Genomic DNA, 21786 nt, shown 5'->3' on the forward strand with positions numbered 1-21786 from the left:
GCTTTACAACCCCCCAGCTATCGGGGCGCCCCGGGGGGGGCCCCCCCCGCCCCCCCCGGCGCCCGCATCGATCATCTGCCGCGCCGTGCGCACCAGATGGCGGATCGAGGTCGTACCGAAACGCAGGTGGCTCGAGAGCCGCGAAGTCGCATCCTCGGCCGGGAAATCGCGCGCCCGGCCGTAATCGCTGATGCCCTCCAGAAACTCCTCGAACAACTGCTCCGCCCCTTCCATGCCTGCAGGCAACGGCGGCTCCCCATCCTCGAAGCCGATCTGCGCCAGTGAGGGCAGGGCGGACGGCCCTTCCGGCGGCGCAAACGCATGGGCGTGCAGATCGATGGGATAGGCCGCGAGCGTCTCCGGCATGGCCGCCAGCCGCTTGAGCCAGGCGTTCTTGTAGGGCGTGAATACCGAGAACGGCTGCCCCGCCAGGGTCAGCACTTCGTCCTTCTCGAATATCACCTGGTCCTTGAAGGCGAGCAGGCGCTGCGACTGCCGAGCCAGCTGTTCGGCCACCTGTGCGTCACGTTCCACGGCGCTGGGCTCATAATCGGTATTGATGTAGACGGTATCCACGCCCAGCTCGGCGGCAAGTCGCGGAACTTCCTCGACCGCGCGCCCGTGGCGCACGATCAGGTAGCTTCCCAGGCGGCGCAATTCCTGGTCGAGGCTGGCCAGGCTGGCATGGATGAAGCGCAGGCGGGCGTCATCGCGTGGCAGCCCTTGCAGGATGTCGGTGTCGTACACAAAGGCGCAAAACACGCGGCCGGAGCCAGCCAGTGCCTCATACAGGGCGGCCTGGTCGAATGCCCGGAGATCGCGGCGGAACCAGACCAACGAATTGCTTTCGTTCATCTTTATGTGCTCGGTCAAAACAAGGGTGAAAAGCCCGGGCCGGAAACAGCTAACGGGACCCGGCTGGAGACGCTTCAAGGGGTGTCCGGGCAATTCAGTGTAAACTAACGAAAAGCTTAATGTTGTAGTCTGGATACTGAGCGGTCGTTCAACCAGAGTGAGCCCTGTGAGAGTACGCGTATGAAAAAAAGTAAAGTTGTCAAAACTCTACCGATGCCCGGCATGCCGCCGGGACAGGACGATACGCAGCTCCGCCCCGGCCCTGCGCCTTCGGGGCTGAACCTGGCAAATCATTTCCTGATTGCCATGCCGTCGATCCAGGATCCCATTTTCGGCGGCACCGTCGTGTATGTCTGCGAGCACAACGAAAAAGGCGTGCTCGGCGTGGTCATCAACAAGCCCACCGACATGACGATGGACGTGCTGTTCGACCGCATCGACCTCAAGCTGGCCGAGGGCCTGCGCTCGAGCGTGACGGAAGAGCCGATCATGTTCGGCGGACCGGTCCAGGACGACCGCGGCTTCGTGCTGCATTCGCCGGGCGGACGCTACTCGTCCTCGCTCAATGTCACCGACGAAGTCGCCTTCACCACCTCGATCGACGTGCTGGAAGCCGTCGCCAGCGGGGCAGGGCCGAAGCGCATGCTGGTGTCCATCGGCTACGCCGGCTGGAGCCCGGGGCAGCTCGAGGAAGAAATTTCCCGCAACGGCTGGCTGACCGTGGGCGCCGACGCGCGCGTCCTGTTCGACCTGCCGATCGAGGAACGCTATACCGCCGCCATCAAACTGCTGGGAATCGACCCGCTCATGCTCGCCACCGAAGCCGGCCATGCGTAAGAATGGTTGACATCGATGGTTGATATCGTTTTTGGGTTCGACTTCGGCGTCAAGCGGATCGGCATTGCAATGGGAAATACACTGACGGGGCAGGCCCAGCCGCTGACCGTCATCAAGGCGGTCGACAACGCGACCCGCTTCCAGGTCATCGGTGACCTGATCGAACAATGGCGCCCGGCGCGCCTCGTCGTGGGCGAGCCGCGCCATCCGGACGGCGCCGAGCACGAGATGACCGCGCGCAGCCGGCGTTTCGCCAACCAGCTTCACGGCCGCTTCAACCTGCCCGTCGACCTGGTCGACGAGCGCTATTCCTCCGCCGTCATCCAAGCCAAGCGCGGCGAGGTCATCGACGCCAAGGCGGCCGCCATCATTTTGCAACAATACTTTGACGATCATGCCAACATCTAACCACGACCTCGACGCGGAAGCGCTCTACCGCGAGCTGCTGTCCCAGGTCCGGGCCGGCCTGGAAGGCGTAAGCGACGCCGCCATCGTCGGCATCCACTCCGGCGGCGCCTGGCTCGCCGAGCGCCTGGCGCGCGACCTCGACCTGACCAGCCGCCTGGGGTCGATCGACGTCTCGTTCTACCGCGACGACTACGCCAAGAAGGGCCTGCATCCGGACGTGAAGCCGACTCACATCCGCTTCCCGGTCGACGGCGCCACCGTCGTGCTGGTCGACGACGTGCTGCAGACCGGCCGCACCACGCGCGCCGCGATCAACGTGCTGTTCGACTACGGCCGCCCGGCCTGCATCAAGCTCGCGGCCCTGGCCGACCGCGGCGGACGCGAACTGCCGGTCGCCGCCGACTTCGTCGGCACCCGCGCCACGCTCGCGGCCAACCAGTCCCTGTGCCTGCAGCGTGATGCGTCCGGCCAGCTTTCGCTCACCATCGAAGAAGACAATGCTTAATCCGCAACTGAACAAACACGGCGAGCTGCAGCACCTGCTCACCATCGAGGGACTGAAGAAGTCGCACATCGACCACATCCTGGACACCGCATCGAGCTTCGTCGGCATCTCCGACCGCGAAGTGAAGAAGGTCCCGCTCATGCGCGGCAAGAGCGTGTTCAACCTGTTCTTCGAAAACTCGACCCGCACCCGCACCACCTTCGAGATCGCCTCCAAGCGCCTCTCGGCCGACGTCATCAACCTGAACATCCAGGCATCGTCGACCACCAAGGGCGAGTCGCTGCTCGACACCATCGACAACCTGTCTGCCATGCACGCCGACATGTTCGTGGTGCGCCATTCGCAGTCGGGCGCGCCCTACCTGATCGCCAAGCACCTGAACGAGAGCGGCCAGTCGCACGTGCACGTGGTGAACGCCGGCGACGGCCGCCACGCGCACCCGACCCAGGGCCTGCTCGACATGTACACGATCCGCCACTACAAGAAGGACTTCACCAACCTGCGCGTGGCCATCGTGGGCGACATCCTGCACAGCCGCGTGGCGCGCTCGGACATCCACGCGCTGACCACGCTGGGCGTGCCGGAAGTGCGCGCCATCGGCCCGCACACCCTGCTGCCGGGCGGCCTGGAGCAGATGGGCGTGCGCCTGTTCACCAATATGGACGAAGGCCTGAAGGACGTCGACGTCATCATCATGCTGCGCCTGCAGAACGAACGCATGAGCGGCGCGCTGCTGCCTTCGGCGCAGGAATACTTCAAGAGCTATGGCCTGACGCCGGAACGCCTGGCGCTGGCCAAGCCGGACGCCATCGTGATGCACCCGGGCCCGATGAACCGCGGCGTGGAGATCGATTCGGCGGTGGCCGACGGCAGCCAGGCGGTGATCCTCCCGCAGGTCACCTTCGGCATCGCGGTACGCATGGCAGTCATGAGCATTTTGGCAGGAACCCACGGATGAAACTTCATATCAAGAACGGGCGCCTGGTCGACCCGGCGAACGGCATCAACGAAACCAAGGATCTCTTCATTGCGGACGGCAAGATCGCCGGCGTCGGCGCGGCCCCCGCGGGCTTCAGCGCCGACCAGACGATCGATGCCAGCGGCCTGGTGGTCGCGCCCGGCCTGGTCGACCTGTCGGCCCGCCTGCGCGAGCCGGGCTACGAATACAAGGCCACCCTGGAATCGGAAATGCAGGCGGCCATGCAGGGCGGCGTGACCACCCTGGTGTGCCCGCCCGACACCGATCCGGTGCTGGACGAGCCCGGCCTGGTGGAGATGCTCAAGCATCGCGCGCGCATCCTGAACCAGGCCCACGTGCACCCGCTGGGCGCGCTGACCGTCGGCCTGAAAGGCCAGGCACTGACCGAAATGGCCGAGCTGACCGAAGCCGGCTGCATCGGCTTCGCCCAGGCCGAGGAACCGGTCCTCGACACCACTGTCCTGCTGCGCGCCATGCAGTACGCGAAAACCTTCGGCTATACCGTGTGGCTGCGCCCGCAGGACCCGCACATCGGCCGCGGCGGCGTGGCCCACAGCGGCCCGCTGGCCTCGCGCCTGGGCCTGTCGGGCGTGCCGGTGATGTCCGAGACCATCGCCCTGCACACCATCTTCGAACTGATGCGTTCCACCGGCGCCCGCGTGCACCTGTGCCGCATCTCGGCCGCCGCCAGCCTGGAACTGATCAAGGCCGCCAAGAAGGAAGGCTTGCCGGTCACCTGCGACGTCGGCGTGCACCACCTGCACATGACCGACGCCGACATCGGCTTCTTCGATTCCAACGCGCGCTTCACCCCGCCGCTGCGCGCCCAGCGCGACCGCGACGCGATCCAGGCGGGCCTGCTGGACGGCACCGTGGACGCGGTATGCTCCGACCACACCCCGGTCGACGACGACGAGAAGCTGCTGCCCTTCGGCGAAGCCTCGCCGGGCGCCACCGGCCTGGAATTGCTGCTGGCCCTGATGCTCAAGTGGGCGGACGGCCAGCGCGGCGCCGACGGCCTGGCGCGCGCGATCGGCAAGGTCACCCACGAGGCAGCGCGCATCGCCGGGCTGCCGGCGGGCACGCTGTCGGTGGGCGCCTCGGCCGACGTGGTGCTGTTCGACCCGGACCTGCGCTGGAAGGTCGAGCGCTCGGCGCTGGCGAGCCAGGGCAAGCACACGCCTTTCCTCGGTTATGAACTGGCTGGCCAGGTCAAGACCACCATCGTGCGCGGACAGGTCGCTTTCCAGCGCTGATCCGTCCATGACCGCGCGGACCTGGCGTCCGCGTGGTCCTTTTCATCGTTTCCCGTCTTGAAGATCCGCCTTGCCTGGCGCCTCGCGCGCGTCGTCGTCCACCTGCTCGAAGGCCTTGCCACATCCGCGCTGGTGTTTCCGCTGGCATCGAATGGCTTGCGCGAGCGCCTCACGCGCTCGTGGTCGCGCCGCTTACTGAGGCTGTGCCGCATCGACGTCGAGCAGGCGCCCGGCGCGCCGGTGCTGGAGCATGCGCTGATCGTGGCCAACCACGTGTCCTGGCTGGACATCTTCGTGATCAATGCGCTGCATCCCTGCCGCTTCGTGGCCAAGGCCGAGATCCGCGCCTGGCCGGTGCTGGGCTGGCTGGCGGCGGCCGCCGGCACGGTGTTCATCGCGCGCGGCAACCGGCGCGAGCTGCGCCACATCTTCAAGGGGCTGGTCGAGGTGCTGCACAAGGGACAGCGGGTGGCTTTCTTCCCTGAAGGGACCACATCGCGGCAGGGCGAAGTGCTGCCTTTCCATGCCAACCTGTTCGAGGCGGCCATCGACGCCAGGGTGGCGGTGCAGCCGTATGCGCTGGCGTATGTGAACGGGGAGGGGGCGTTTCACCCTTCGGTCGATTACGTGGGCGAGACGACCTTCGTGGACAGCATGTTCAAGGTGCTGGAAGGCCCGCCGATCCGCGCGCGCCTGGCCTGCCTGCCGCCCTTGGAGAGCGCAGGCGCGCACCGTCGCGAGCTGGCGCAGGCCGCGCAGGATGCCATTACCGCAGGTCTAAAAGCCGTCGTTCCGGCGGAGGCCGGAACCTAATAAGCCTGTTACCTCTTCCCACTGTGCTCCTGATACTCGGGGCAATCCACCTGCAGCAGCGCGCGATTATCCAGGCACACCGCGGTAAGCTTCCCGCCCCACACGCAGCCGCTGTCCAGCCCCACCAGGTTAGGCCTGAGCACCAGCCCCAGCGCCGACCAGTGCCCGAACACCACCGTCACGTTCGCCGTCTTGCGCTCGGGCAGGTCGAACCACGGAATCAGCCCCGAGCCTTCCGGCCCGTTCTCGCTTTCCTTGTGCTTGAAGTCCATGCTCCCATCCGGCTCGCACAGCCGCATGCGCGTCAGCGCATTGACGATGCAGCGCAGCCGCGCCATGCCGGTCAGGCTGTCGTCCCAGCGGTTCGGCTCGTTGCCGTACATCTCGCGCAGGAAGTCGATCCACCCGTCGCCGCGCAGCACGGCTTCCACTTCGCCCGCCAGCGCCATGGTCTGGGCGGCGTCCCACTGCGGCGCCACGCCGGCATGCACCAGCAGGTGAGCGTCGACGAACATCGCCAGCGGCCGGCGGCGCAGCCAGTCGATCAGCTCGTCGCGGTCGGGGGCGGCGAGGATGGCGTCGAGGGTGTCGGAACGGCTCACGCGCTGCGCGCCCACCGCCACCGCGATCAGGTGCAGGTCGTGGTTGCCGAGCAGGGCCTCGACCCGGCCGCCGCTGGATTCGGACAGCGCCTTCATGCGCCGCAGCGCGGTGAGGGAATCGGGGCCGCGGTTGATCAGGTCGCCCACGAACAGGATGCGCGCCTCGCCCTGGGCGTCTTCCTTGATATGTTCGAGCAGGAGCTGGGCTTCGTGGGCGCAACCCTGCAGGTCGCCAATGGCATAGGTTTTCATGTTCTTATTATCCAGGATCGGAGCGCCGGGTCCCGCCGCTAGTCGATGGTTGGGGGCGAGTTCACGTAGAATTGCCGGTAAACTTATTGCTTTGGCGGATACTAAATGATTTTAGTCACTGGCGGTGCGGGTTTTATCGGGGCAAATTTTGTCCTCGACTGGCTGGCCCAATCGGATGAGCCGGTCCTGAACCTGGACAAGCTGACCTATGCGGGCAACCTGGAAAACCTGGCCAGCCTGCAGGGCGACCCGCGCCACGTGTTCGTGCGCGGCGACATCGCGGACGGCGAGCTGGTGACGGCGCTGCTGCGCCAGCATCGCCCGCGCGCCATCCTTCACTTCGCGGCGGAGAGCCATGTCGACCGCTCGATCCATGCGCCGGGCCAGTTCGTGCAGACCAATGTGCAGGGCACCTACACCTTGCTGGAAGCCGCGCGCGCCCACCTGGCCACGCTGGATGCCGGCGAGCGCGAGGCCTTCCGCTTCCTGCACGTGTCCACCGACGAGGTCTACGGCACCCTGGCTCCCCAGGATCCGCCGTTCAGCGAAACCACGCCCTACGCGCCCAACAGCCCGTATGCGGCCTCGAAGGCGGCCTCGGACCACCTGGTGCGCGCCTGGCATCACACCTACGGCCTGCCGACCCTGACCACGAATTGCTCGAACAACTACGGTCCCTTCCAGTTCCCCGAAAAGCTGATTCCGCTGATGATCGCCAACGCCCTCGCGGGCAAGCCCTTGCCGGTGTACGGCGATGGCCAGCAGGTGCGCGACTGGCTGTACGTGGGCGACCACTGCGCGGCTATCCGGCGCGTGCTGGAAGCGGGGCGGCCGGGTGAGGTGTACAACGTCGGCGGGTCGAGCGAAATGGCCAACCTCGACGTGGTCGGCTCCCTGTGCGACATCCTCGACCGGCTGGTGCCCGCTGCCGGGAGCCGGCGCATGCAGATCAGCTTCGTGGCGGACCGCCCGGGACACGACCGGCGCTACGCCATCGACGCGCGCAAGATCGAGCGCGAACTGGGCTGGCGTCCGGCGCACAGCTTTGCCGCCGGCCTGGAAGACACCGTGCGCTGGTACCTGGCGCACCAGGACTGGGTCAGCCATGTCCAGAGCGGCGCCTACCTGGAGTGGGTCGAACGCAACTACGGCAAGCGGGGAGACGCATCATGAGAAGGGCACCGATGGCACGTGAGAAGCGGCGCGGGATCATCCTGGCGGGCGGTTCGGGCACCCGGCTGTTTCCGATGACGGTGGCGGTGTCCAAGCAGCTGCTGCCGGTCTACGACAAGCCGATGATCTATTACCCGATCACCACCTTGATGCTGGCGGGAATCCAGGACATCCTGATCATCTCCACCCCGCAAGACCTGCCGCGCTTCCAGCAGCTGCTGGGCGACGGCAGCCAGTGGGGCCTGAATTTTCAATACGCCGAGCAGCCTTCGCCCGAAGGCCTGGCCCAGGCCTACCTGATCGGCCGCCGCTTCGTGAACGGCGAACCTTCGGCCCTGATCCTGGGCGACAACCTGTATTACGGGAATGGCCTGGAGCAATCCCTGGCCACCGCCACCAATCGGACGGAAGGCGCCACCGTGTTCGCCTACCATGTGCAAGATCCGGAGCGCTATGGCGTGGTGGAATTCGACGCGGGATTCAAAGCGCTCTCGATCGAGGAAAAGCCGGCCCAGCCCAAGTCGAATTACGCCGTGACCGGGCTGTATTTCTACGACAGCGACGTGTGCGACATCGCCGCTTCGCTGCGGCCGTCCAGCCGCGGCGAGCTGGAGATCACCGACGTCAACCGCGCCTACCTCGATGCCGGCAAGCTGAAGGTCGCGCTGCTGGGCCGCGGCTTCGCCTGGCTCGATACCGGCACCTGCGATTCGCTGCTTGACGCATCCCAATTCATCGCCACCATCGAGCACCGCCAGGGCTTGAAGATCGGCGTGCCGGAAGAGGTGGCCTACCGGCGCGGCTACATCGATGCGGCGGCCCTGGAGCGGCTGGCCGGGCCGCTCACGAAGAGCGGCTACGGCCAGTACCTGCTGCGCGTGCTGGGCGACAAAGTCCCGCGATGAGAGCCTGGCCATGAAATGCACCCCGACCGCCATCGCGGGCGTGCTGCTGCTCGAACCACAGGTGTTCACGGACGAGCGGGGTTTCTTTTTCGAGAGCTACAACGCGCGCCGCTTCCGCGAGGCCAGCGGCTTCGAGCCGGTGTTTGTCCAGGACAACCATTCCAGGTCGCACCGCAACGTGCTGCGCGGCCTGCATTACCAGGTCGAGGTGCCGCAAGGCAAACTGGTGCGCGTGGTCCAGGGCACCGTGTTCGACGTGGTGGTCGACCTGCGCGCCGGCTCGCCCAGTTTCGGGCGCTGGATCGGCACCGAGCTGTCCGCCGACAACCGGCGCCAGCTGTGGGTGCCGCCGGGCTGCGCGCATGGCTTCCTGACCCTGAGCGAGGAGGCCGATTGCCTGTACAAGACCACCGAATACTGGTCGCCCGCGCACGAGCGCACCCTGCTGTGGAACGATGCGCGCCTCGCCATCGACTGGCCTTTGATGGGCGAGCCCATCCTGTCCGCCAAGGACCGCGAGGGCAGGCCCTTCGCCGAGGCCGAGGTGTTCCGGTGAAGATCCTGCTCACCGGCGCCGACGGACAGGTCGGCTACGAGCTGCTGCGCTGCCTGCAGGGCCTGGGCGAGATCGTCGCCTGCGACCGCAAGCGGCTGGACCTGGCCGACCTCGACCAGGTCCGCGACGCGATACGCAGCGTCCAGCCCGAGCTGATCGTCAACGCGGCCGCCTATACGGCCGTGGACCGCGCCGAGAGCGAGCCCGAGCTGGCCCTGCGCGTCAATGCCCAGGCGCCCGGCGTGATGGCCCTGCAGGCGCGCGAAGTGGGTGCGGCCCTGGTGCATTTCTCGACCGATTACGTGTTCGCCGGCGACAAGGACGAACCCTATACCGAGGGCGACCGCACAGGGCCGCTCAATGTCTACGGCGAAACCAAGTTGCTGGGGGAGCAGGCCATCGTGTCCTCTGGCGCGCCCTACCTGATCCTGCGCACCAGCTGGGTGTACGGCATGCGCGGGAACAATTTCCTGCGCACAATGCTGCGCCTGGCGGCCGAGCGCGAGGAGGTGCGGGTGGTGGACGACCAGGTCGGCGCGCCGACCTGGAGCCGCACCGTGGCCCAGACCGCGGCCCATATCCTGGTCCAGGCCCAGGTGGGCGGGCCCAAATGGTGGCGCGACAACCGCGGCACTTATCATCTGAGCGCCCAGGGCGAAACCAGCTGGGCGGGATTTGCCCAGGCGATCATGGAAGAAAGCGCGCAAGCCTGCCGCGTGGTGCCGATCGCGTCCAGCGATTATCCGACCCCTGCCAGGCGCCCGCGCAATTCGCGCCTGAACTGCGCCAAGCTGACTCACCGTTTCTGCCGCCTTCCCGACTGGCGCGATGCGCTTGCGCTCTGCATGCGCTAGCCAGGCATCGGCCCGGTTTGATCCATTGCCAAACGTCCGAGCACGATTAAGCGTTGTGCCGGGAATGGCCCGGCCATTCCGGTACAATGGCCTGGACTTTCCTCTTTGATAAGAGTGCCGTGGCTGTTCCAATCCTGCGTACAAAAGCAGGTGATTCCACGTTATTGCACCGGAAAACAATAATGTTCTCCTTTTTTGTCAGCTTCCTCTCTTGCGCGTTGCTGACCCTGCTGGTGATTAAGCTCGCCAATAAAAAGGGGATGGCGCTCGATGCCGATCTCGACGGCGTTCAAAAATTCCATGCCCACGAGGTGACGCGCATTGGCGGCGTGCCGATTTTTCTTGCGGTGACGCTTGCCTCCGCTTTTTCCATCGCGCGCGAACCCGGCATTGCGCCCTGGCTGATGGCATTGATCGCTTGTGGCGCCATTGCGCTTTCCGGCGGCATTGCGGAAGACTATACGGGGAAGGTGGCCCCATCGCGCCGGCTGCTGCTGACAATGCTGGCGGCGCTGCTCGCTTATTGGCTGCTCGATGCGCGCCTGGATCGCCTGGATATGCCCTGGGGTGTCGTAAGGCTGCAGGCGGCCTGGATCGTTTTACCGGTGACCATACTCGCGGTGGCGGGAATTGCGAATGCCGTCAATATTATTGACGGGTTTAATGGGCTGGCGAGCATGGTAAGCATTTGCATGCTCATGTCGCTTGCATATGTGGCATTTCAAATAGGGGATATGTTCGTCCTGGTGGCGGCCCTGATTGTGGCGGGCGCGACCGCGGGTTTCCTGATCTGGAATTATCCCATCGGGCTGATCTTCCTTGGCGATGGCGGCGCTTATTTCATTGGTTTCCTGCTGGGAGAGCTGGCCTTGCTGCTGGTGATGCGCAATCCCGAGGTGTCCACCTGGTATGCTGCCTTGCTGCTGATTTATCCCACTTTCGAAACCTTGTTTTCCGCTTACCGCAGAATGTTTGTGCGGGGGAAGTCGCCTGCCATGCCCGATGGAATCCACCTGCATAGCCTCATATTCCGGCGTATCGTGCGCTGGACAGTAGGCAGGCCGGAAGCACGCGCACTGATGAAACGCAATGCACGTACATCGCCTTATTTATGGCTTTTTTCGCTGATGGCGGTGATACCGGCTACCGTGTTCTGGGAAAATACGCTTATGCTAATGTGCTTCTGTGTGTTGTTTATAATCAGTTACCTCTGGTTGTATGCACGTATTGTTCGATTTAAGTCTCCGCGTTGGCTTTTTTTTCACAAGAGGGACTAGATTTTTGTAATTGGTGTTAGTATATTGCGACATTTGGTGAGATTTCACCGCGTGTATTTCAATCTTACGAACGAGGGAACGATGATGGATCTGTCGAATATGTCGGTTGGCGACTTGCGCAACCTGCAGGAGCAAATCAAGCAGGAGATGAAGAAGCGTGAAGTACAAGAAGTTCAAAAGGCACGCGAGCAGATCCTGGCCATTGCCCAAAGCGTCGGCGTTCCGCTGAAAGACCTGATCGCCAGCGGCGGCCGCGGCAGCAGCAAGGGCAATACCGTCGCCGTGCGATATCGTCACCCGGACAACGCATCGCAGCAATGGACCGGCCGCGGCCGCCAGCCGAAATGGGTCAAGGAATGGGTCGAAAGCGGCCAGTCGCTCGACAAGCTGCGTGTTTGATTGAAATCGCCGGCGGAAGCCGGCGATTTATTTTGTGCGGGGCTGCGGAATGAATATGCGGCTATGCATGGTAACTTGGGTTCCGGCCTGCGCCGGAACGACGTGCTGAAGACGCCGGGCAGTGTTAATACGCCAGTCCGCTGCCTCAATACGTCGTTCCGGCGCAGGCCGGAACAATGCCCCCAGCATTGTTCCGCCCAAGTTTATTAAAGGGCCACTCAACCTCTTTAGCACCGCACGCCGCGCACACCACGCCATCCCGCTTGCCGTTACAATAGCGGTCGTTTTGTCATTCCTCCAACACCGGCAGCTGCACGCTCCCCCCGTACTCCAAGGAAGAAAATGCTCGCACTCTCCAAAACGATCTTCAAGGCCTATGACATCCGCGGCGTCATCGGCAAGACGCTGGACGCCGGAGTTGCGCGCCATATCGGGCGCGCATTCGGTGCAGCCGCCCTGGCCAAGGGAGAGCGCAAGGTCGTGATCGGCCGCGACGGCCGCCTGTCCGGCCCCGAGCTGTCCGCCGCCCTGGCCGAAGGCCTGCGCGACGCCGGCGTGGACGTGATCGATCTGGGCATGGTCGCCACCCCGATGGTCTACTTCGGCACCAATGTGCTCGACACCCGCTCGGGCATCATGGTCACCGGCAGCCACAACCCGCCCGACTACAACGGTTTCAAGATGGTGCTGGCCGGCGAAGCGATCCACGGCGAAGCCATCCTGGCCCTGCACGACAGCATTGCAGCCTACGATGGCACGGTCGCCGAACAGCGCGGCGGCTACAGCACCCACGACATCCGCGCCGCCTACATCGAGCGCATCGTCGGCGATGTCAAGCTGGCGCGCCCGATCAAGATCGTGGTCGACTGCGGCAACGGCGTGGCCGGGGCCTTCGCGCCGGAACTGTTCCGCCGCATGGGCGCCGAAGTCATCGAACTGTTCTGCGAGGTGGATGGCACTTTCCCGAACCACCACCCGGATCCGGCGCACCCGGAAAACCTGCAGGACGTGATCAAGGCCCTGCAGGACACCGACGCCGAGCTGGGTCTGGCCTTCGACGGCGACGGCGACCGCCTCGGCATCGTCACCAAGGACGGCCAGATCATCTTCCCGGACCGCCAGATGATGCTGTTCGCGGCCGATGTCCTGTCGCGCAATCCGGGCGCCGAGATCCTCTACGACGTCAAGTGCACCCGCCACCTCGCCCCCTGGATCGAGCAGCACGGCGGCCGTCCGCTGATGTGGAAGACCGGCCACTCGCTGGTCAAGGCCAAGCTGAAGGAAACCGGCTCGCCGCTGGGCGGCGAGATGAGCGGCCACATCTTCTTCAAGGACCGCTGGTACGGCTTCGACGACGGCCTGTACGCCGGCGCGCGCATGCTCGAGATCCTGACCCGCGAAAGCGATCCCTCGAAGCTGCTGAACGGCCTGCCGATCGCCAGCAGCACCCCGGAACTGCACCTGCACCTGCAGGAAGGCGAGAACTTCTCCCTGATCGACTCCCTGCGCAAGCATGCCGTCTTCCCGGGCTCGGAGCGCGTCAATGACATCGACGGCCTGCGCGTCGAGTATCCGGACGGTTTCGGCCTGGCCCGTTCCTCGAACACGACCCCGGTCGTGGTGCTGCGCTTCGAAGCCGAGACGCCGCAAGCCCTGGAACGCATCCAGGCCGATTTCAAGCGCGTGATCCTGGCCGCCAAGCCGGACGCCCACCTCCCGTTCTGAGGAAGCCGGCTTGAAGATCCTGCTGGTGCGTGTGTCGTCGCTGGGCGACGTGCTGCACAACCTGCCGATGGTGGCCGACCTCCTGCGCCATGACCCAAGCGCCACCATCGACTGGGTGGTGGAAGAGGGCTATGTCAGCCTGGTCCGCCTCAACCCGCACGTGCGCAAGATCATTCCCTGGGCGCTGCGCCGCTGGCGCAAGGGCCTGGGCAAGCCGGAGACGCGCGCCGAGATCAAGGCCTTCTTCCGCAGCCTGCGCGAAGAAGAATACGACTATGTGTTCGACACCCAGGGCCTGCTCAAGACCGGCGTGATCATGGGCGCGGCGCGCACGCGCAAGGGCGGCAAGAAGGTCGGCCTGGCCAACGGCAGCGAAGGCTCGGGCTACGAAGGCATCTCGCGCATCTTCCATACCGACAGCATCCCGCTCGACCCGCGCACCCATGCGGTGGCGCGCGGCCGCCTGGTCGCGGGCGCCGCCCTCGGCTACGCGGTCGATTCGGCGCCGGACTTCGGCCTGCCGGCCCCGCAGGCGGCGCAGCGCCCGGCCTTCCTGCCGGCGGAAGATTACGCCGTGTTCTTCCACGGCACCGCGCGCGCCGCCAAGAAGTGGGCGGACGCGAACTGGATCGCCCTGGGCCATGCCCTGGCGCCGATGCCGGTGCTTTTGCCCTGGGGCTCCGAGCAGGAGCTGAAGGACGCGCAGGCGCTGGCCGCCCGGATCCCGAATGCGCGCGTGCTGCCGAAACTGTCGATGATGGATGCGGTGACCCTGGCCCAGCATGCGGCGCTGGCCGTCGGCGTGGATACGGGCCTGACCCACATCGCCGCCGCCTTCGTGCGGCCGACGGTCGAGATCTATTGCGATTCGCCCAAGTGGAAGACCGAGGGCAACTGGTCCGAGCGCATCGTCAACCTGGGCGACCTGGGCGCGCCGCCTTCGAGCGATGACGTGATCGCCGCCGCGCGCCGGCTGCTGGGCCAAGGATGAAACGGCCGCTGTATTCGGCGTTGTGGTGGCTGGCCCTGCCGGCCGTGCTGGGGCGGCTGTGGTGGCGCGGGCGCAAGGAGCCCGGCTACCGCGAGCACTGGGACGAGCGCCTCGGCCTGGCCAGCGGGACGCCTGACGGCCGCATGACGATCATGGTGCATGCGGTCTCGGTGGGCGAGACCCGCGCCGCCGAGCCGCTGGTCGAGGCGCTGCTGGCGCAGTATCCGGATTGCCGCATCCTGCTCACCCACATGACCCCGACCGGCCGCGCCACCGGCCGTTCGCTGTTCGGCCGCCATGGCGAGCGCGTGATCCAGTCCTACCTGCCTTACGACACCGGCTTGATGGTGGCGCGCTTCCTGCGCCGCTACCAGCCGCGCGCCTGCATCCTGATGGAGACCGAAGTCTGGCCGAATCTGATCCATGGCTGCGCCCAGGCGGGCGTGCCGGTGGTGCTGGCCAATGCGCGCCTGTCCGAGCGCTCGTTGCGGCGCGGCCAGAAGATGGGGGCCCTGATGACGGATGCGGCGCGCGCCATTACCCTGGTGGCGGCCCAGACCGAGGCCGACGCGCAGCGTATTTCCTCGCTCGGCGCGCCACAGGTGGCGATTACGGGCAGCATCAAGTTCGACGTGGTGCCCCCGGGCGCGGCCCTGGAAAAGGGCGCCTGGCTGCGCGGCCAGATCGGCCAGCGGCCGGTCTTCCTGTGCGCCAGCACGCGCGAGGGCGAGGAAACCCTGATCCTGGACGCCTGGACACGCCATGCCGGCAAGCCCGGGGACGCCCTCCTGATGATCGTACCGCGCCATCCGCAGCGTTTCGACGAGGTGGCGAAGCTGGTCGAAGCGCAGGGTTTGCGTCTGGTGCGCCGTTCCCAGTTGGAGCAGGGCGTGGGCGATGCCGAAGTGCTGCTGGGCGACTCGATGGGCGAGATGTTCGCGTATTACGCGGCCTGCGACTGCGCCTACATCGGCGGCAGCCTGCTGCCGCTGGGCGGCCAGAACCTGATCGAAGCTTGTGCGCTGGGCAAGCCGGTGCTGGTGGGCGAGCATACCTTCAACTTCGCCGACGCCACGGAAGATGCGGTGGCCAGCGGCGGCGCGCTGCGGGTGCCTGGCGCCGCGGCCCTGGCGGCGGAGGCGGCGCGCCTGCTGCGCGACGACGGCGCGCGCCAGGCGATGGGAGCGGCCGCCCTGGCGTTCGCAGGAAGGCACCGGGGCGCGACCCTGCGCACTGTTGAACTCCTGCGACAGATTATCGGATAGGTTTTGTTACCATTCCGAACTGAGCTCGGTTAAAACAAAAGGGGATGACCATGTTGTCAATTAAACACCCGAGACCGGTCAGCAGTGGCAAGCCCGTTGCCGCGTTCGTGCAGGAGCAGATGCAACAGCAGACGGACGAGCCGAAGGAGACAAACGTGACTGCTGGGCCGGACAAACACTCGGTTCCGCCGCTGGTGGCGGGGGCATTCCCGCTGGGCGAGCTGCATTTCTTCGTGCGCTACACGCTGGGCGAGTACACCAGCTTCATGTGGCAGCACGGCGGCTTCCTGATCCGCCGCCGGCGCATCCGCTGGCCGGCCAGCCTGTTCCTGCGACTGAAAAGCACCCTGAGCGCGGCGCTCAACTTCGTCATGCTCGGGCGCGGACGACGGACCTACGAATTCACCATCGACGAACACGGCATCGTTCGCGCCAGCGGGGGTGTGACCCTGATCGAGTGGGAAGACGTCAGTGCCGTGCGCACGTATTCGCGCGGGTTCATGATGGTGCTCAAGCGGGGGACCTTGCCGATTCCTTATCGCTGCCTGTCGGAGGCGCAGGCGGAGGTGATGCGCAGCCTGGCGGCGGCGCGGCATGAGTTGAGTGTTCGCTAAACGCTGGCTGGTCAGCTAATCATGCAAACTTGGGTCCCCGCCTGCGCGGGGATGACGGGTCGAGGTCGCAGACTGACGGCGATAAACCTGGTCGCTAGCTTAAAAAAGCCGTCATCCCCGCGAAGGCGGGGACCCAAGTTTAGCTGCGCAGCCCGAAACCTCTCACTCCGCAAACAACACCGGCATCTCATGCGACTGCTTCCTTAACGCCAGCCGCGCTCCGTCGTAATCCGGATAAATCTCCCCCACCGCCGCCCAGAACGCCGGGCTGTGGTTCATTTCGCGCAGGTGCGCCAGCTCGTGCGCCACGACGTAGTCGACCAGCGCGAGCGGATAGTGAATCAGCCGCCAGTTCAGGCGAATCGCCCCCTGCACCGTGCACGAGCCCCAGCGCGAACCCGCCGAGGACAGCGCGAACGCGCTATACGACACCCCCAGCAGCGGCGCATAGTGATCCAGGCGCTCCACGAACAGGCGCTTGGCCTCCGCCTGGAACCACAGCTTGATGCGCTCCTTCAGCTGCCACTCCGACAGCCCCGGCACCACGCCGATCCACAGTTCCCGATTGGCCGCGTCGTACTGGCAGTGGCTGCGCGAGGCTTCCTCCAGGCGCAGGGTGATCTCGCCGCCCAGGTAAGGCAGGCGTGCGCCGTCCTTCCATTCGATCGGCGGGCGTTGCTGGCGCTGTTCGCGGCGCTCGCCGCGTTCCAGCAGCTTGGTGACGATCCAGCGCTGCTTGGCGCGGATCGCGTTGTCGATGTCGATCTGGGTCACCCGGCGCGGCGCGGTCACGCGCAGGCCGTCGTCGTCGATCATGAAGCCGATCGAACGGCGCGAGGAACGGCGGAGCAGGTAGTCCACCGTATGGTGGCCAAGCACGATGCGCTTCAGGGGAAGATCAGAAGGGCCTACGGGAGGCGAGGGAAGATTGACGCGGGGCGGCGCGGGCGGCGCCTTGAACAGCGGCTGGCTGGGCGGCGCCGGCTTGTCGGCCGGCTTGAGCGCCGCGAAGAATTCCTGTGCAAAGAGTTCCAGCTGGTGCCCGTCGATCTTGGAGGAGGTCATGGTGTGCTGCGGTTTCGAATTCCTGATCTGGGCGCTGATATCGCTTAGCCACCTTTGTAGACGTGGGGCGAAATGACGCGCATTTCTGATTCTATCCAATTTTCGACCTCTTGCATCAGGCTGTCTGGAGTGTGGTTTTCCGGCGATATCGGCTTGCCAATCGAGACCGTGATCAGGCCGGGGCGCTTGATGAAGGAGTTCTTGGGCCAGCACTCGCCCGAATTATGCGCGATCGGCACAACCACGGTTTGGGCTTCCACAGCCAGGCGCGTACCACCGCTCTTGTACTTGCCTTTCTGTCCCACCGGGATGCGCGTCCCTTCCGGGAACATGATAATCCATTGGCCGTCCGCGAGGCGGCGGCGGCCGTGCTTGACCACCTGCGCGAAGGCGTTCTTGCCTTGCGAGCGGTCGATCGGAATCATGCGCAGCAGCGCCATCCCCCAGCCGAAGAAGGGGATGTACAGGATCTCCTTCTTGAAGACATAGACCAGGGGCCGCGTCAGGTTCGGCAGCAGGAAGATGGTCTCCCAGGCCGACTGGTGCTTCGACAGGATGATCGCCGGGCTGTCCGGCAGGTTCTCGTAGCCCTTGAACTGGTAGCGGATGCCGCAAATGACCTTTGCGCACCAGATGATGAAGACGTTCCAGCGCGAGGTGACCCAGAAGCGCTTGTTGTAGGGCAGGGGCGCGGCCAGGAAGCACACGCAGGCCCAGACGACGGTGGCCACGATCATCACGATCGTGAAGAGCAGGGAACGCAGGAACGGGATGAAGTTACGCAAGGGGTCTCCGGACGATATTCTTGTTATGGCGTTGCGGTGGCGTGAAGATTATTGAGGCGGGGCCTTGAGCAGGGCGTCGACCATCGCGGCCAGGTCGGGGAAGACCTGGGTGCCCGGCGGCAGGCCGCCGGTGGCGTTGGTCTTCTCGCCCTTGCCGGTCAGGACCAGGTAGGGCACGCAGCCCAGGATGAAACCGGCCTGCAGGTCGCGCAGCGAGTCGCCGACGGTCGGCACGCCTTTCAGGCTGAGCTTGTAGCGCTTGGCGATCTCCTCGAACATGCCGGCCTTGGGCTTGCGGCAATCGCAGTTGTCGACCGCCGCGTGCGGGCAGAAGAAGATGGCGTCGATGTCGGCGCCCACCAGCTGGGCGCTGGCATGCAGCTTCTGGTGGATCGCGTTCAGGGTCGTGATGTCGAACAGTTCGCGCGCGATGCCCGACTGGTTCGAGGCGATCACGACCCGGTAGCCCGCCTGGTTCAGGCGGGCGATCGCTTCCAGCGAACCGGGGATCGGAATCCACTCCGCCGGCGACTTGATGAAGTCGGGCGAATCGTGGTTGATGACCCCGTCCCGGTCGAGGATGATGAGCTTCATAACACTACCCTTACAGACTTACGCCGCGAGCTTCGAGATGTCGGCAACGCGGTTCATCATGCCGTGCAGCTGCGACAGCAGCGCGAGGCGGTTGTTGCGCAAGGCCAGGTCCTCGGCCATCACCATCACGTCGTTGAAGAAGGCGTCCACGTCGTCGCGCAGCTGGGCCAGGGTCTTCAGGGTGCCGGTGAAGTCGCCGCTCGCGAACGCCGCGTCCACGCTCGGACGGACACGCTGAATCGCGGCAGCCAGGTTCTTCTCGGCCTGCTCCTGCAGCAGCCCTTCCTGCACCTCGCCAATGGCGGCCTCGGTCTTCTTGAGGATGTTGGTGATGCGCTTGTTGGCGGCGGCCAGCGACTCGGCTTCCGGCAGGGCGGCGAAGGCCTGCACGGCTTCCAGGCGCTGCACCACGTCGTCGACGCGGTCCGGATTCTGGGCCAGCACGGCTTCCACTTCGTTCGGCGAGAAGCCGCGCTCGCGCAGCATGCCGCGCAGGCGGTCCAGCATGAACACCGTCACTTCGGCACGAGGATCCTTGAATGCGGCCTGGCCTTCGAACACGGCCGCGGCGTCGGCCAGCAGGTCCGAGATCGACAGCGGCAGGCGCTTCTCGACCAGCATGCGCATCACGCCCAGGGCGTGGCGGCGCAGCGCGAACGGATCCTTCTCGCCGGTCGGCTGCAGGCCGATGGCCCAGATGCCGACCAGGGTTTCCAGCTTGTCGGCCAGCGCGGCGGTGAGGCCGGTGTTGGTCGAGGGCAGGGCGTCGCCGGCGAAGCGCGGCTGGTAGTGCTCGGAGGCGGCCAGGGCCACTTCCTCGTGCTCGCCGTCGTGGCGCGCGTAATAGGTGCCCATGATGCCTTGCAGCTCGGGGAACTCGCCCACCATGTCGGTCAGCAGGTCGGCCTTGGCCAGGCGTGCGCCGCGTTCCGCCAGCGGCACGTCGTAGCCCAGGCGGCGCGCGATGCTGCTGGCCAGGATGGTGACGCGCTCGGTACGCTCGGCCTGGGTGCCCAGCTTGTTGTGGTAGACCACGCTGGCGAGGTGCGGCAGGCGCGACTCGAGGGTTTTCTTCTTATCTTGTTCGAAGAAGAACTTGGCGTCCGACAGGCGCGGGCGCACTACGCGCTCGTTGCCGCCGATGATGGCCGAAGGATCGTCGGTCTGCAGGTTCGACACGATCAGGAAGCGCGAGCGCAGCTTGCCATTGGCATCGGTCAGCGCGAAGTACTTCTGGTTGGTCTGCATGGTCAGGATCAGGCATTCCTGCGGCACCGCCAGGAATTCCTCCTCGAAGCGGCACTCGTAAACCACCGGCCATTCGACCAGCGCGGCCACTTCATCGAGCAGCGATTCCGGCATCAGGACCTGGTCGGCGCCTGCCTTGTCCAGCAGCTGACGGCGGATGCTTTCCTTGCGCGCTTCCGCGCTCGACAGCACCTTGCCTTCGCTTTCCAGCACGTTCGCGTAATTATCCGCGTGCGGGATGGCGATCTGGCCGCCGTGCGACAGGAAGCGGTGGCCCATGGTGTGGCGGCCGGCTTCGAGGCCGAGCAACGACAGCGGGAGCACTTGTTCGCCGTGCAGGGCGACCAGCAGGTGCACCGGGCGCACGAACTGCACGGTCGCGCCATCCGGGCGCTGGTAGCTCATCACCTTCGGGATCGGCAGCTTGGCGACGGTGTCGGCCAGCACGTCCTGGAGGGCGCCTGCCAGCGCGCTGCCGGCGGCGGTGTAGGTGTAGAAGAAGCTTTCCGCCTTGCCGTCCTGTGCGCGTTCCAGGTCCGACACCTGCAGGTCGGGGAAGCCCAGCGCGGCCAGCTTCTTGGCCAGCGGTGCGCTCGGATTGCCGTCCTTGTCCAGGGCGACGGATACCGGCAGGACTTTTTCGCGGATCGACTTGTCGGGCGAGGTGCCGCGCACATTGGTGATCGTGACCGCCAGGCGGCGCGGGGTGGCGTGGGTGGTGGCGACGCTGTCGGCTTCCAGGAAGTCGCGCGCCTTCAGGCCGTTGGTGATGCCGGCGGCAAAGGCCGCGCCCAGCTTGACGAGGGCCTTCGGCGGCAGTTCTTCGGTCTGGATTTCGACGAGGAGAGTCTGATTCATGGTCTGTTCTTGTCTGTTCAAGCTGCGGCTTTATCAGCGGCGGGCAGCATGGGGAAGCCGAGCTTCTCGCGCGAGTCGTAGTAGGCCTGGGCGACCAGGCGCGACAGGGTGCGCACGCGGCCGATGTAGGCGGCGCGTTCGGTCACCGAGATGGCGCCGCGCGCATCCAGCATGTTGAAGCTGTGCGAGGCCTTCATGATCTGCTCGTAGGCCGGCAGGGTCAGCTGCAGCTCGACCAGGCGCTTGGCCTCGGCTTCGTGGTTGGCGAAGGCCTGGAACAGCAGCTCGGTGTTCGCGTGCTCGAAGTTGTAGGTCGACTGCTCGACTTCGTTCTGGTGGAACACGTCGCCGTACGAAAGCGTCTTTTTGACCCCGTTCTCTTCCCACTCGGTCCACACCAGGTCGTAGACGTTCTCCACGCCCTGCAGGTACATGGCCAGGCGTTCGATGCCGTAGGTGATCTCGCCCAGCACCGGCTTGCAATCCAGGCCGCCGACTTGCTGGAAATAGGTGAACTGGGTGACTTCCATGCCGTTCAGCCAGACTTCCCAGCCCAGGCCCCAGGCGCCCAGGGTCGGGCTTTCCCAGTCGTCCTCGACGAAGCGCACGTCGTTCTTCTTCAGGTCCAGGCCCAGGGCCTCGAGCGAACCGAGATAGAGATCCAGGATGTTCTCAGGGGCCGGCTTGAGGACCACCTGGTACTGGTAGTAGTGCTGCAGGCGGTTCGGGTTCTCGCCGTAGCGGCCATCCTTCGGGCGGCGCGAAGGCTGCACATAGGCGGCGCGCCATGGTTCCGGGCCGATCGCACGCAGGAAGGTGCCGGTGTGGAAGGTGCCCGCGCCGACTTCCATGTCGTAGGGCTGGAGCAGGGCGCAGCCCTGCTTGTCCCAGTAGGACTGCAGGGTCAGGATGATTTGTTGGAATGTGAGCATCTTGGATGGGCGACGCGGGAATCTTGCCGCGCACAGGG

23 protein-coding genes are annotated in these 21786 nt (G+C 65.5%); 16 read left to right on the plus strand and 7 right to left on the minus strand.

Features of this window, described 5'->3' with window-relative positions; translation table 11 throughout:
• Positions 1-3: 3 nt before the first annotated feature.
• Positions 4-855: a deoxyribodipyrimidine photo-lyase gene (locus tag J8847_RS09755; RefSeq protein ID WP_211524507.1), complete on the minus strand. Its 852-nt coding sequence runs from the start codon at positions 853-855 to the stop codon at positions 4-6.
• A 222-nt stretch (positions 856-1077) separates the two neighbouring features.
• Here J8847_RS09755 and J8847_RS09760 point away from each other — a divergent pair, with 222 nt between their 5' ends.
• From J8847_RS09760 to J8847_RS09785, 6 genes are read left to right on the plus strand one after another with little or no spacing between them, the layout of a single operon-like run.
• Positions 1078-1692 (plus strand): YqgE/AlgH family protein, encoded by a 615-nt coding sequence (locus tag J8847_RS09760; protein WP_211524508.1) that lies wholly within the window; start codon positions 1078-1080, stop codon positions 1690-1692.
• A gap of 15 nt (positions 1693-1707) precedes the next feature.
• The gene (gene ruvX / locus J8847_RS09765; RefSeq protein WP_211524509.1) at positions 1708-2100 is read left to right on the plus strand and encodes a Holliday junction resolvase RuvX; all 393 of its coding nucleotides are present in this window, start codon (positions 1708-1710) and stop codon (positions 2098-2100) included.
• Entirely contained in the window at positions 2087-2605 is a 519-nt protein-coding gene (gene pyrR / locus J8847_RS09770; RefSeq protein WP_211524510.1) for a bifunctional pyr operon transcriptional regulator/uracil phosphoribosyltransferase PyrR, read from the plus strand. Before ruvX ends, pyrR begins: the two co-directional genes overlap by 14 nt.
• Positions 2598-3563 (plus strand): aspartate carbamoyltransferase catalytic subunit, encoded by a 966-nt coding sequence (locus tag J8847_RS09775; protein WP_211524511.1) that lies wholly within the window; start codon positions 2598-2600, stop codon positions 3561-3563. The genes pyrR and J8847_RS09775 overlap by 8 nt, the downstream gene beginning before the upstream one ends.
• Complete coding sequence (locus tag J8847_RS09780; protein WP_211524512.1) at positions 3560-4840, plus strand: dihydroorotase; 1281 nt, start codon at positions 3560-3562, stop codon at positions 4838-4840. Before J8847_RS09775 ends, J8847_RS09780 begins: the two co-directional genes overlap by 4 nt.
• Positions 4841-4897: 57 nt before the next feature.
• Positions 4898-5653 (plus strand): 1-acyl-sn-glycerol-3-phosphate acyltransferase, encoded by a 756-nt coding sequence (locus tag J8847_RS09785; RefSeq protein ID WP_211524513.1) that lies wholly within the window; start codon positions 4898-4900, stop codon positions 5651-5653.
• Positions 5654-5661: 8 nt separating this feature from the next.
• On the opposite strand, the gene J8847_RS09790 is transcribed toward J8847_RS09785, so the two are convergent.
• Positions 5662-6507 (minus strand): symmetrical bis(5'-nucleosyl)-tetraphosphatase, encoded by an 846-nt coding sequence (locus J8847_RS09790; protein WP_211524514.1) that lies wholly within the window; start codon positions 6505-6507, stop codon positions 5662-5664.
• A 105-nt stretch (positions 6508-6612) separates the two neighbouring features.
• On the opposite strand from J8847_RS09790, the gene rfbB reads away from it, so the two are divergent.
• From rfbB to J8847_RS09840, 10 genes are all read left to right on the plus strand, one after another.
• Positions 6613-7680 carry a dTDP-glucose 4,6-dehydratase gene (gene rfbB, locus J8847_RS09795; RefSeq protein WP_211524515.1) on the plus strand — a complete coding sequence of 356 codons (1068 nt, stop codon included), beginning with the start codon at positions 6613-6615 and terminating at the stop codon, positions 7678-7680.
• An 11-nt stretch (positions 7681-7691) separates the two neighbouring features.
• Positions 7692-8585: a glucose-1-phosphate thymidylyltransferase RfbA gene (gene rfbA, locus J8847_RS09800; protein ID WP_211524516.1), complete on the plus strand. Its 894-nt coding sequence runs from the start codon at positions 7692-7694 to the stop codon at positions 8583-8585.
• 10 nt (positions 8586-8595) lie between these two features.
• A complete protein-coding gene (rfbC, locus tag J8847_RS09805) occupies positions 8596-9141 on the plus strand; it encodes a dTDP-4-dehydrorhamnose 3,5-epimerase (protein WP_211524517.1) in 546 nt (181 codons plus the stop codon).
• A complete protein-coding gene (gene rfbD, locus J8847_RS09810; RefSeq protein WP_211524518.1) occupies positions 9138-9995 on the plus strand; it encodes a dTDP-4-dehydrorhamnose reductase in 858 nt (285 codons plus the stop codon). The genes rfbC and rfbD overlap by 4 nt, the downstream gene beginning before the upstream one ends.
• A 182-nt stretch (positions 9996-10177) precedes the next feature.
• Complete coding sequence (locus J8847_RS09815) at positions 10178-11272, plus strand: glycosyltransferase (protein WP_211524606.1); 1095 nt, start codon at positions 10178-10180, stop codon at positions 11270-11272.
• Between the two features lie 84 nt (positions 11273-11356).
• A complete protein-coding gene (locus tag J8847_RS09820; protein ID WP_211524607.1) occupies positions 11357-11671 on the plus strand; it encodes an H-NS family nucleoid-associated regulatory protein in 315 nt (104 codons plus the stop codon).
• A gap of 342 nt (positions 11672-12013) precedes the next feature.
• Positions 12014-13396: a phosphomannomutase/phosphoglucomutase gene (locus J8847_RS09825; protein WP_211524519.1), complete on the plus strand. Its 1383-nt coding sequence runs from the start codon at positions 12014-12016 to the stop codon at positions 13394-13396.
• Between the two features lie 10 nt (positions 13397-13406).
• Positions 13407-14387: a lipopolysaccharide heptosyltransferase I gene (gene waaC / locus J8847_RS09830; RefSeq protein WP_211524520.1), complete on the plus strand. Its 981-nt coding sequence runs from the start codon at positions 13407-13409 to the stop codon at positions 14385-14387.
• On the plus strand, positions 14384-15652 hold the full coding sequence (waaA, locus tag J8847_RS09835; protein WP_211524521.1) for a lipid IV(A) 3-deoxy-D-manno-octulosonic acid transferase: 1269 nt from the start codon (positions 14384-14386) through the stop codon (positions 15650-15652). The genes waaC and waaA overlap by 4 nt, the downstream gene beginning before the upstream one ends.
• Before the next feature lie 119 nt (positions 15653-15771).
• Entirely contained in the window at positions 15772-16266 is a 495-nt protein-coding gene (locus J8847_RS09840) for a YcxB family protein (RefSeq protein ID WP_229512669.1), read from the plus strand.
• A gap of 162 nt (positions 16267-16428) precedes the next feature.
• Here J8847_RS09840 and J8847_RS09845 read toward each other — a convergent pair whose 3' ends face one another.
• From J8847_RS09845 to glyQ, 5 genes are read right to left on the minus strand one after another with little or no spacing between them, the layout of a single operon-like run.
• Entirely contained in the window at positions 16429-17331 is a 903-nt protein-coding gene (locus tag J8847_RS09845; RefSeq protein WP_211524523.1) for a M48 family metallopeptidase, read from the minus strand.
• Between the two features lie 44 nt (positions 17332-17375).
• The gene (locus J8847_RS09850; RefSeq protein ID WP_211524524.1) at positions 17376-18116 is read right to left on the minus strand and encodes a 1-acyl-sn-glycerol-3-phosphate acyltransferase; all 741 of its coding nucleotides are present in this window, start codon (positions 18114-18116) and stop codon (positions 17376-17378) included.
• Between the two features lie 48 nt (positions 18117-18164).
• Complete coding sequence (gene gmhB / locus J8847_RS09855; protein ID WP_211524525.1) at positions 18165-18710, minus strand: D-glycero-beta-D-manno-heptose 1,7-bisphosphate 7-phosphatase; 546 nt, start codon at positions 18708-18710, stop codon at positions 18165-18167.
• Positions 18711-18728: 18 nt separating this feature from the next.
• Positions 18729-20816, minus strand: coding sequence for a glycine--tRNA ligase subunit beta (glyS, locus tag J8847_RS09860; RefSeq protein WP_211524526.1), 2088 nt, complete (start codon positions 20814-20816; stop codon positions 18729-18731).
• A 17-nt stretch (positions 20817-20833) separates the two neighbouring features.
• The gene (gene glyQ / locus J8847_RS09865; RefSeq protein WP_211524527.1) at positions 20834-21748 is read right to left on the minus strand and encodes a glycine--tRNA ligase subunit alpha; all 915 of its coding nucleotides are present in this window, start codon (positions 21746-21748) and stop codon (positions 20834-20836) included.
• Positions 21749-21786: the final 38 nt, after the last annotated feature.

It is taken from the genome of Massilia sp. AB1, assembly GCF_018119385.1.
GTDB lineage: Bacteria > Pseudomonadota > Gammaproteobacteria > Burkholderiales > Burkholderiaceae_D > Telluria.

Coding starts and splice junctions, on each gene's coding strand:
- J8847_RS09755 (WP_211524507.1), bottom strand. CDS start 855: ATGAACGAAAGCAATTCGTTGGTCTGGTTCCGCCGCGATCTCCGGGCA.
- J8847_RS09760 (WP_211524508.1), top strand. CDS start 1,078: ATGCCGCCGGGACAGGACGATACGCAGCTCCGCCCCGGCCCTGCGCCT.
- ruvX (WP_211524509.1), top strand. CDS start 1,708: ATGGTTGATATCGTTTTTGGGTTCGACTTCGGCGTCAAGCGGATCGGC.
- pyrR (WP_211524510.1), top strand. CDS start 2,087: ATGCCAACATCTAACCACGACCTCGACGCGGAAGCGCTCTACCGCGAG.
- J8847_RS09775 (WP_211524511.1), top strand. CDS start 2,598: ATGCTTAATCCGCAACTGAACAAACACGGCGAGCTGCAGCACCTGCTC.
- J8847_RS09780 (WP_211524512.1), top strand. CDS start 3,560: ATGAAACTTCATATCAAGAACGGGCGCCTGGTCGACCCGGCGAACGGC.
- J8847_RS09790 (WP_211524514.1), bottom strand. CDS start 6,507: ATGAAAACCTATGCCATTGGCGACCTGCAGGGTTGCGCCCACGAAGCC.
- rfbB (WP_211524515.1), top strand. CDS start 6,613: ATGATTTTAGTCACTGGCGGTGCGGGTTTTATCGGGGCAAATTTTGTC.
- rfbA (WP_211524516.1), top strand. CDS start 7,692: ATGGCACGTGAGAAGCGGCGCGGGATCATCCTGGCGGGCGGTTCGGGC.
- rfbC (WP_211524517.1), top strand. CDS start 8,596: ATGAAATGCACCCCGACCGCCATCGCGGGCGTGCTGCTGCTCGAACCA.
- J8847_RS09815 (WP_211524606.1), top strand. CDS start 10,178: ATGTTCTCCTTTTTTGTCAGCTTCCTCTCTTGCGCGTTGCTGACCCTG.
- J8847_RS09820 (WP_211524607.1), top strand. CDS start 11,357: ATGGATCTGTCGAATATGTCGGTTGGCGACTTGCGCAACCTGCAGGAG.
- J8847_RS09825 (WP_211524519.1), top strand. CDS start 12,014: ATGCTCGCACTCTCCAAAACGATCTTCAAGGCCTATGACATCCGCGGC.
- waaA (WP_211524521.1), top strand. CDS start 14,384: ATGAAACGGCCGCTGTATTCGGCGTTGTGGTGGCTGGCCCTGCCGGCC.
- J8847_RS09840 (WP_229512669.1), top strand. CDS start 15,772: ATGCAACAGCAGACGGACGAGCCGAAGGAGACAAACGTGACTGCTGGG.
- J8847_RS09845 (WP_211524523.1), bottom strand. CDS start 17,331: ATGACCTCCTCCAAGATCGACGGGCACCAGCTGGAACTCTTTGCACAG.
- gmhB (WP_211524525.1), bottom strand. CDS start 18,710: ATGAAGCTCATCATCCTCGACCGGGACGGGGTCATCAACCACGATTCG.
- glyS (WP_211524526.1), bottom strand. CDS start 20,816: ATGAATCAGACTCTCCTCGTCGAAATCCAGACCGAAGAACTGCCGCCG.
- glyQ (WP_211524527.1), bottom strand. CDS start 21,748: ATGCTCACATTCCAACAAATCATCCTGACCCTGCAGTCCTACTGGGAC.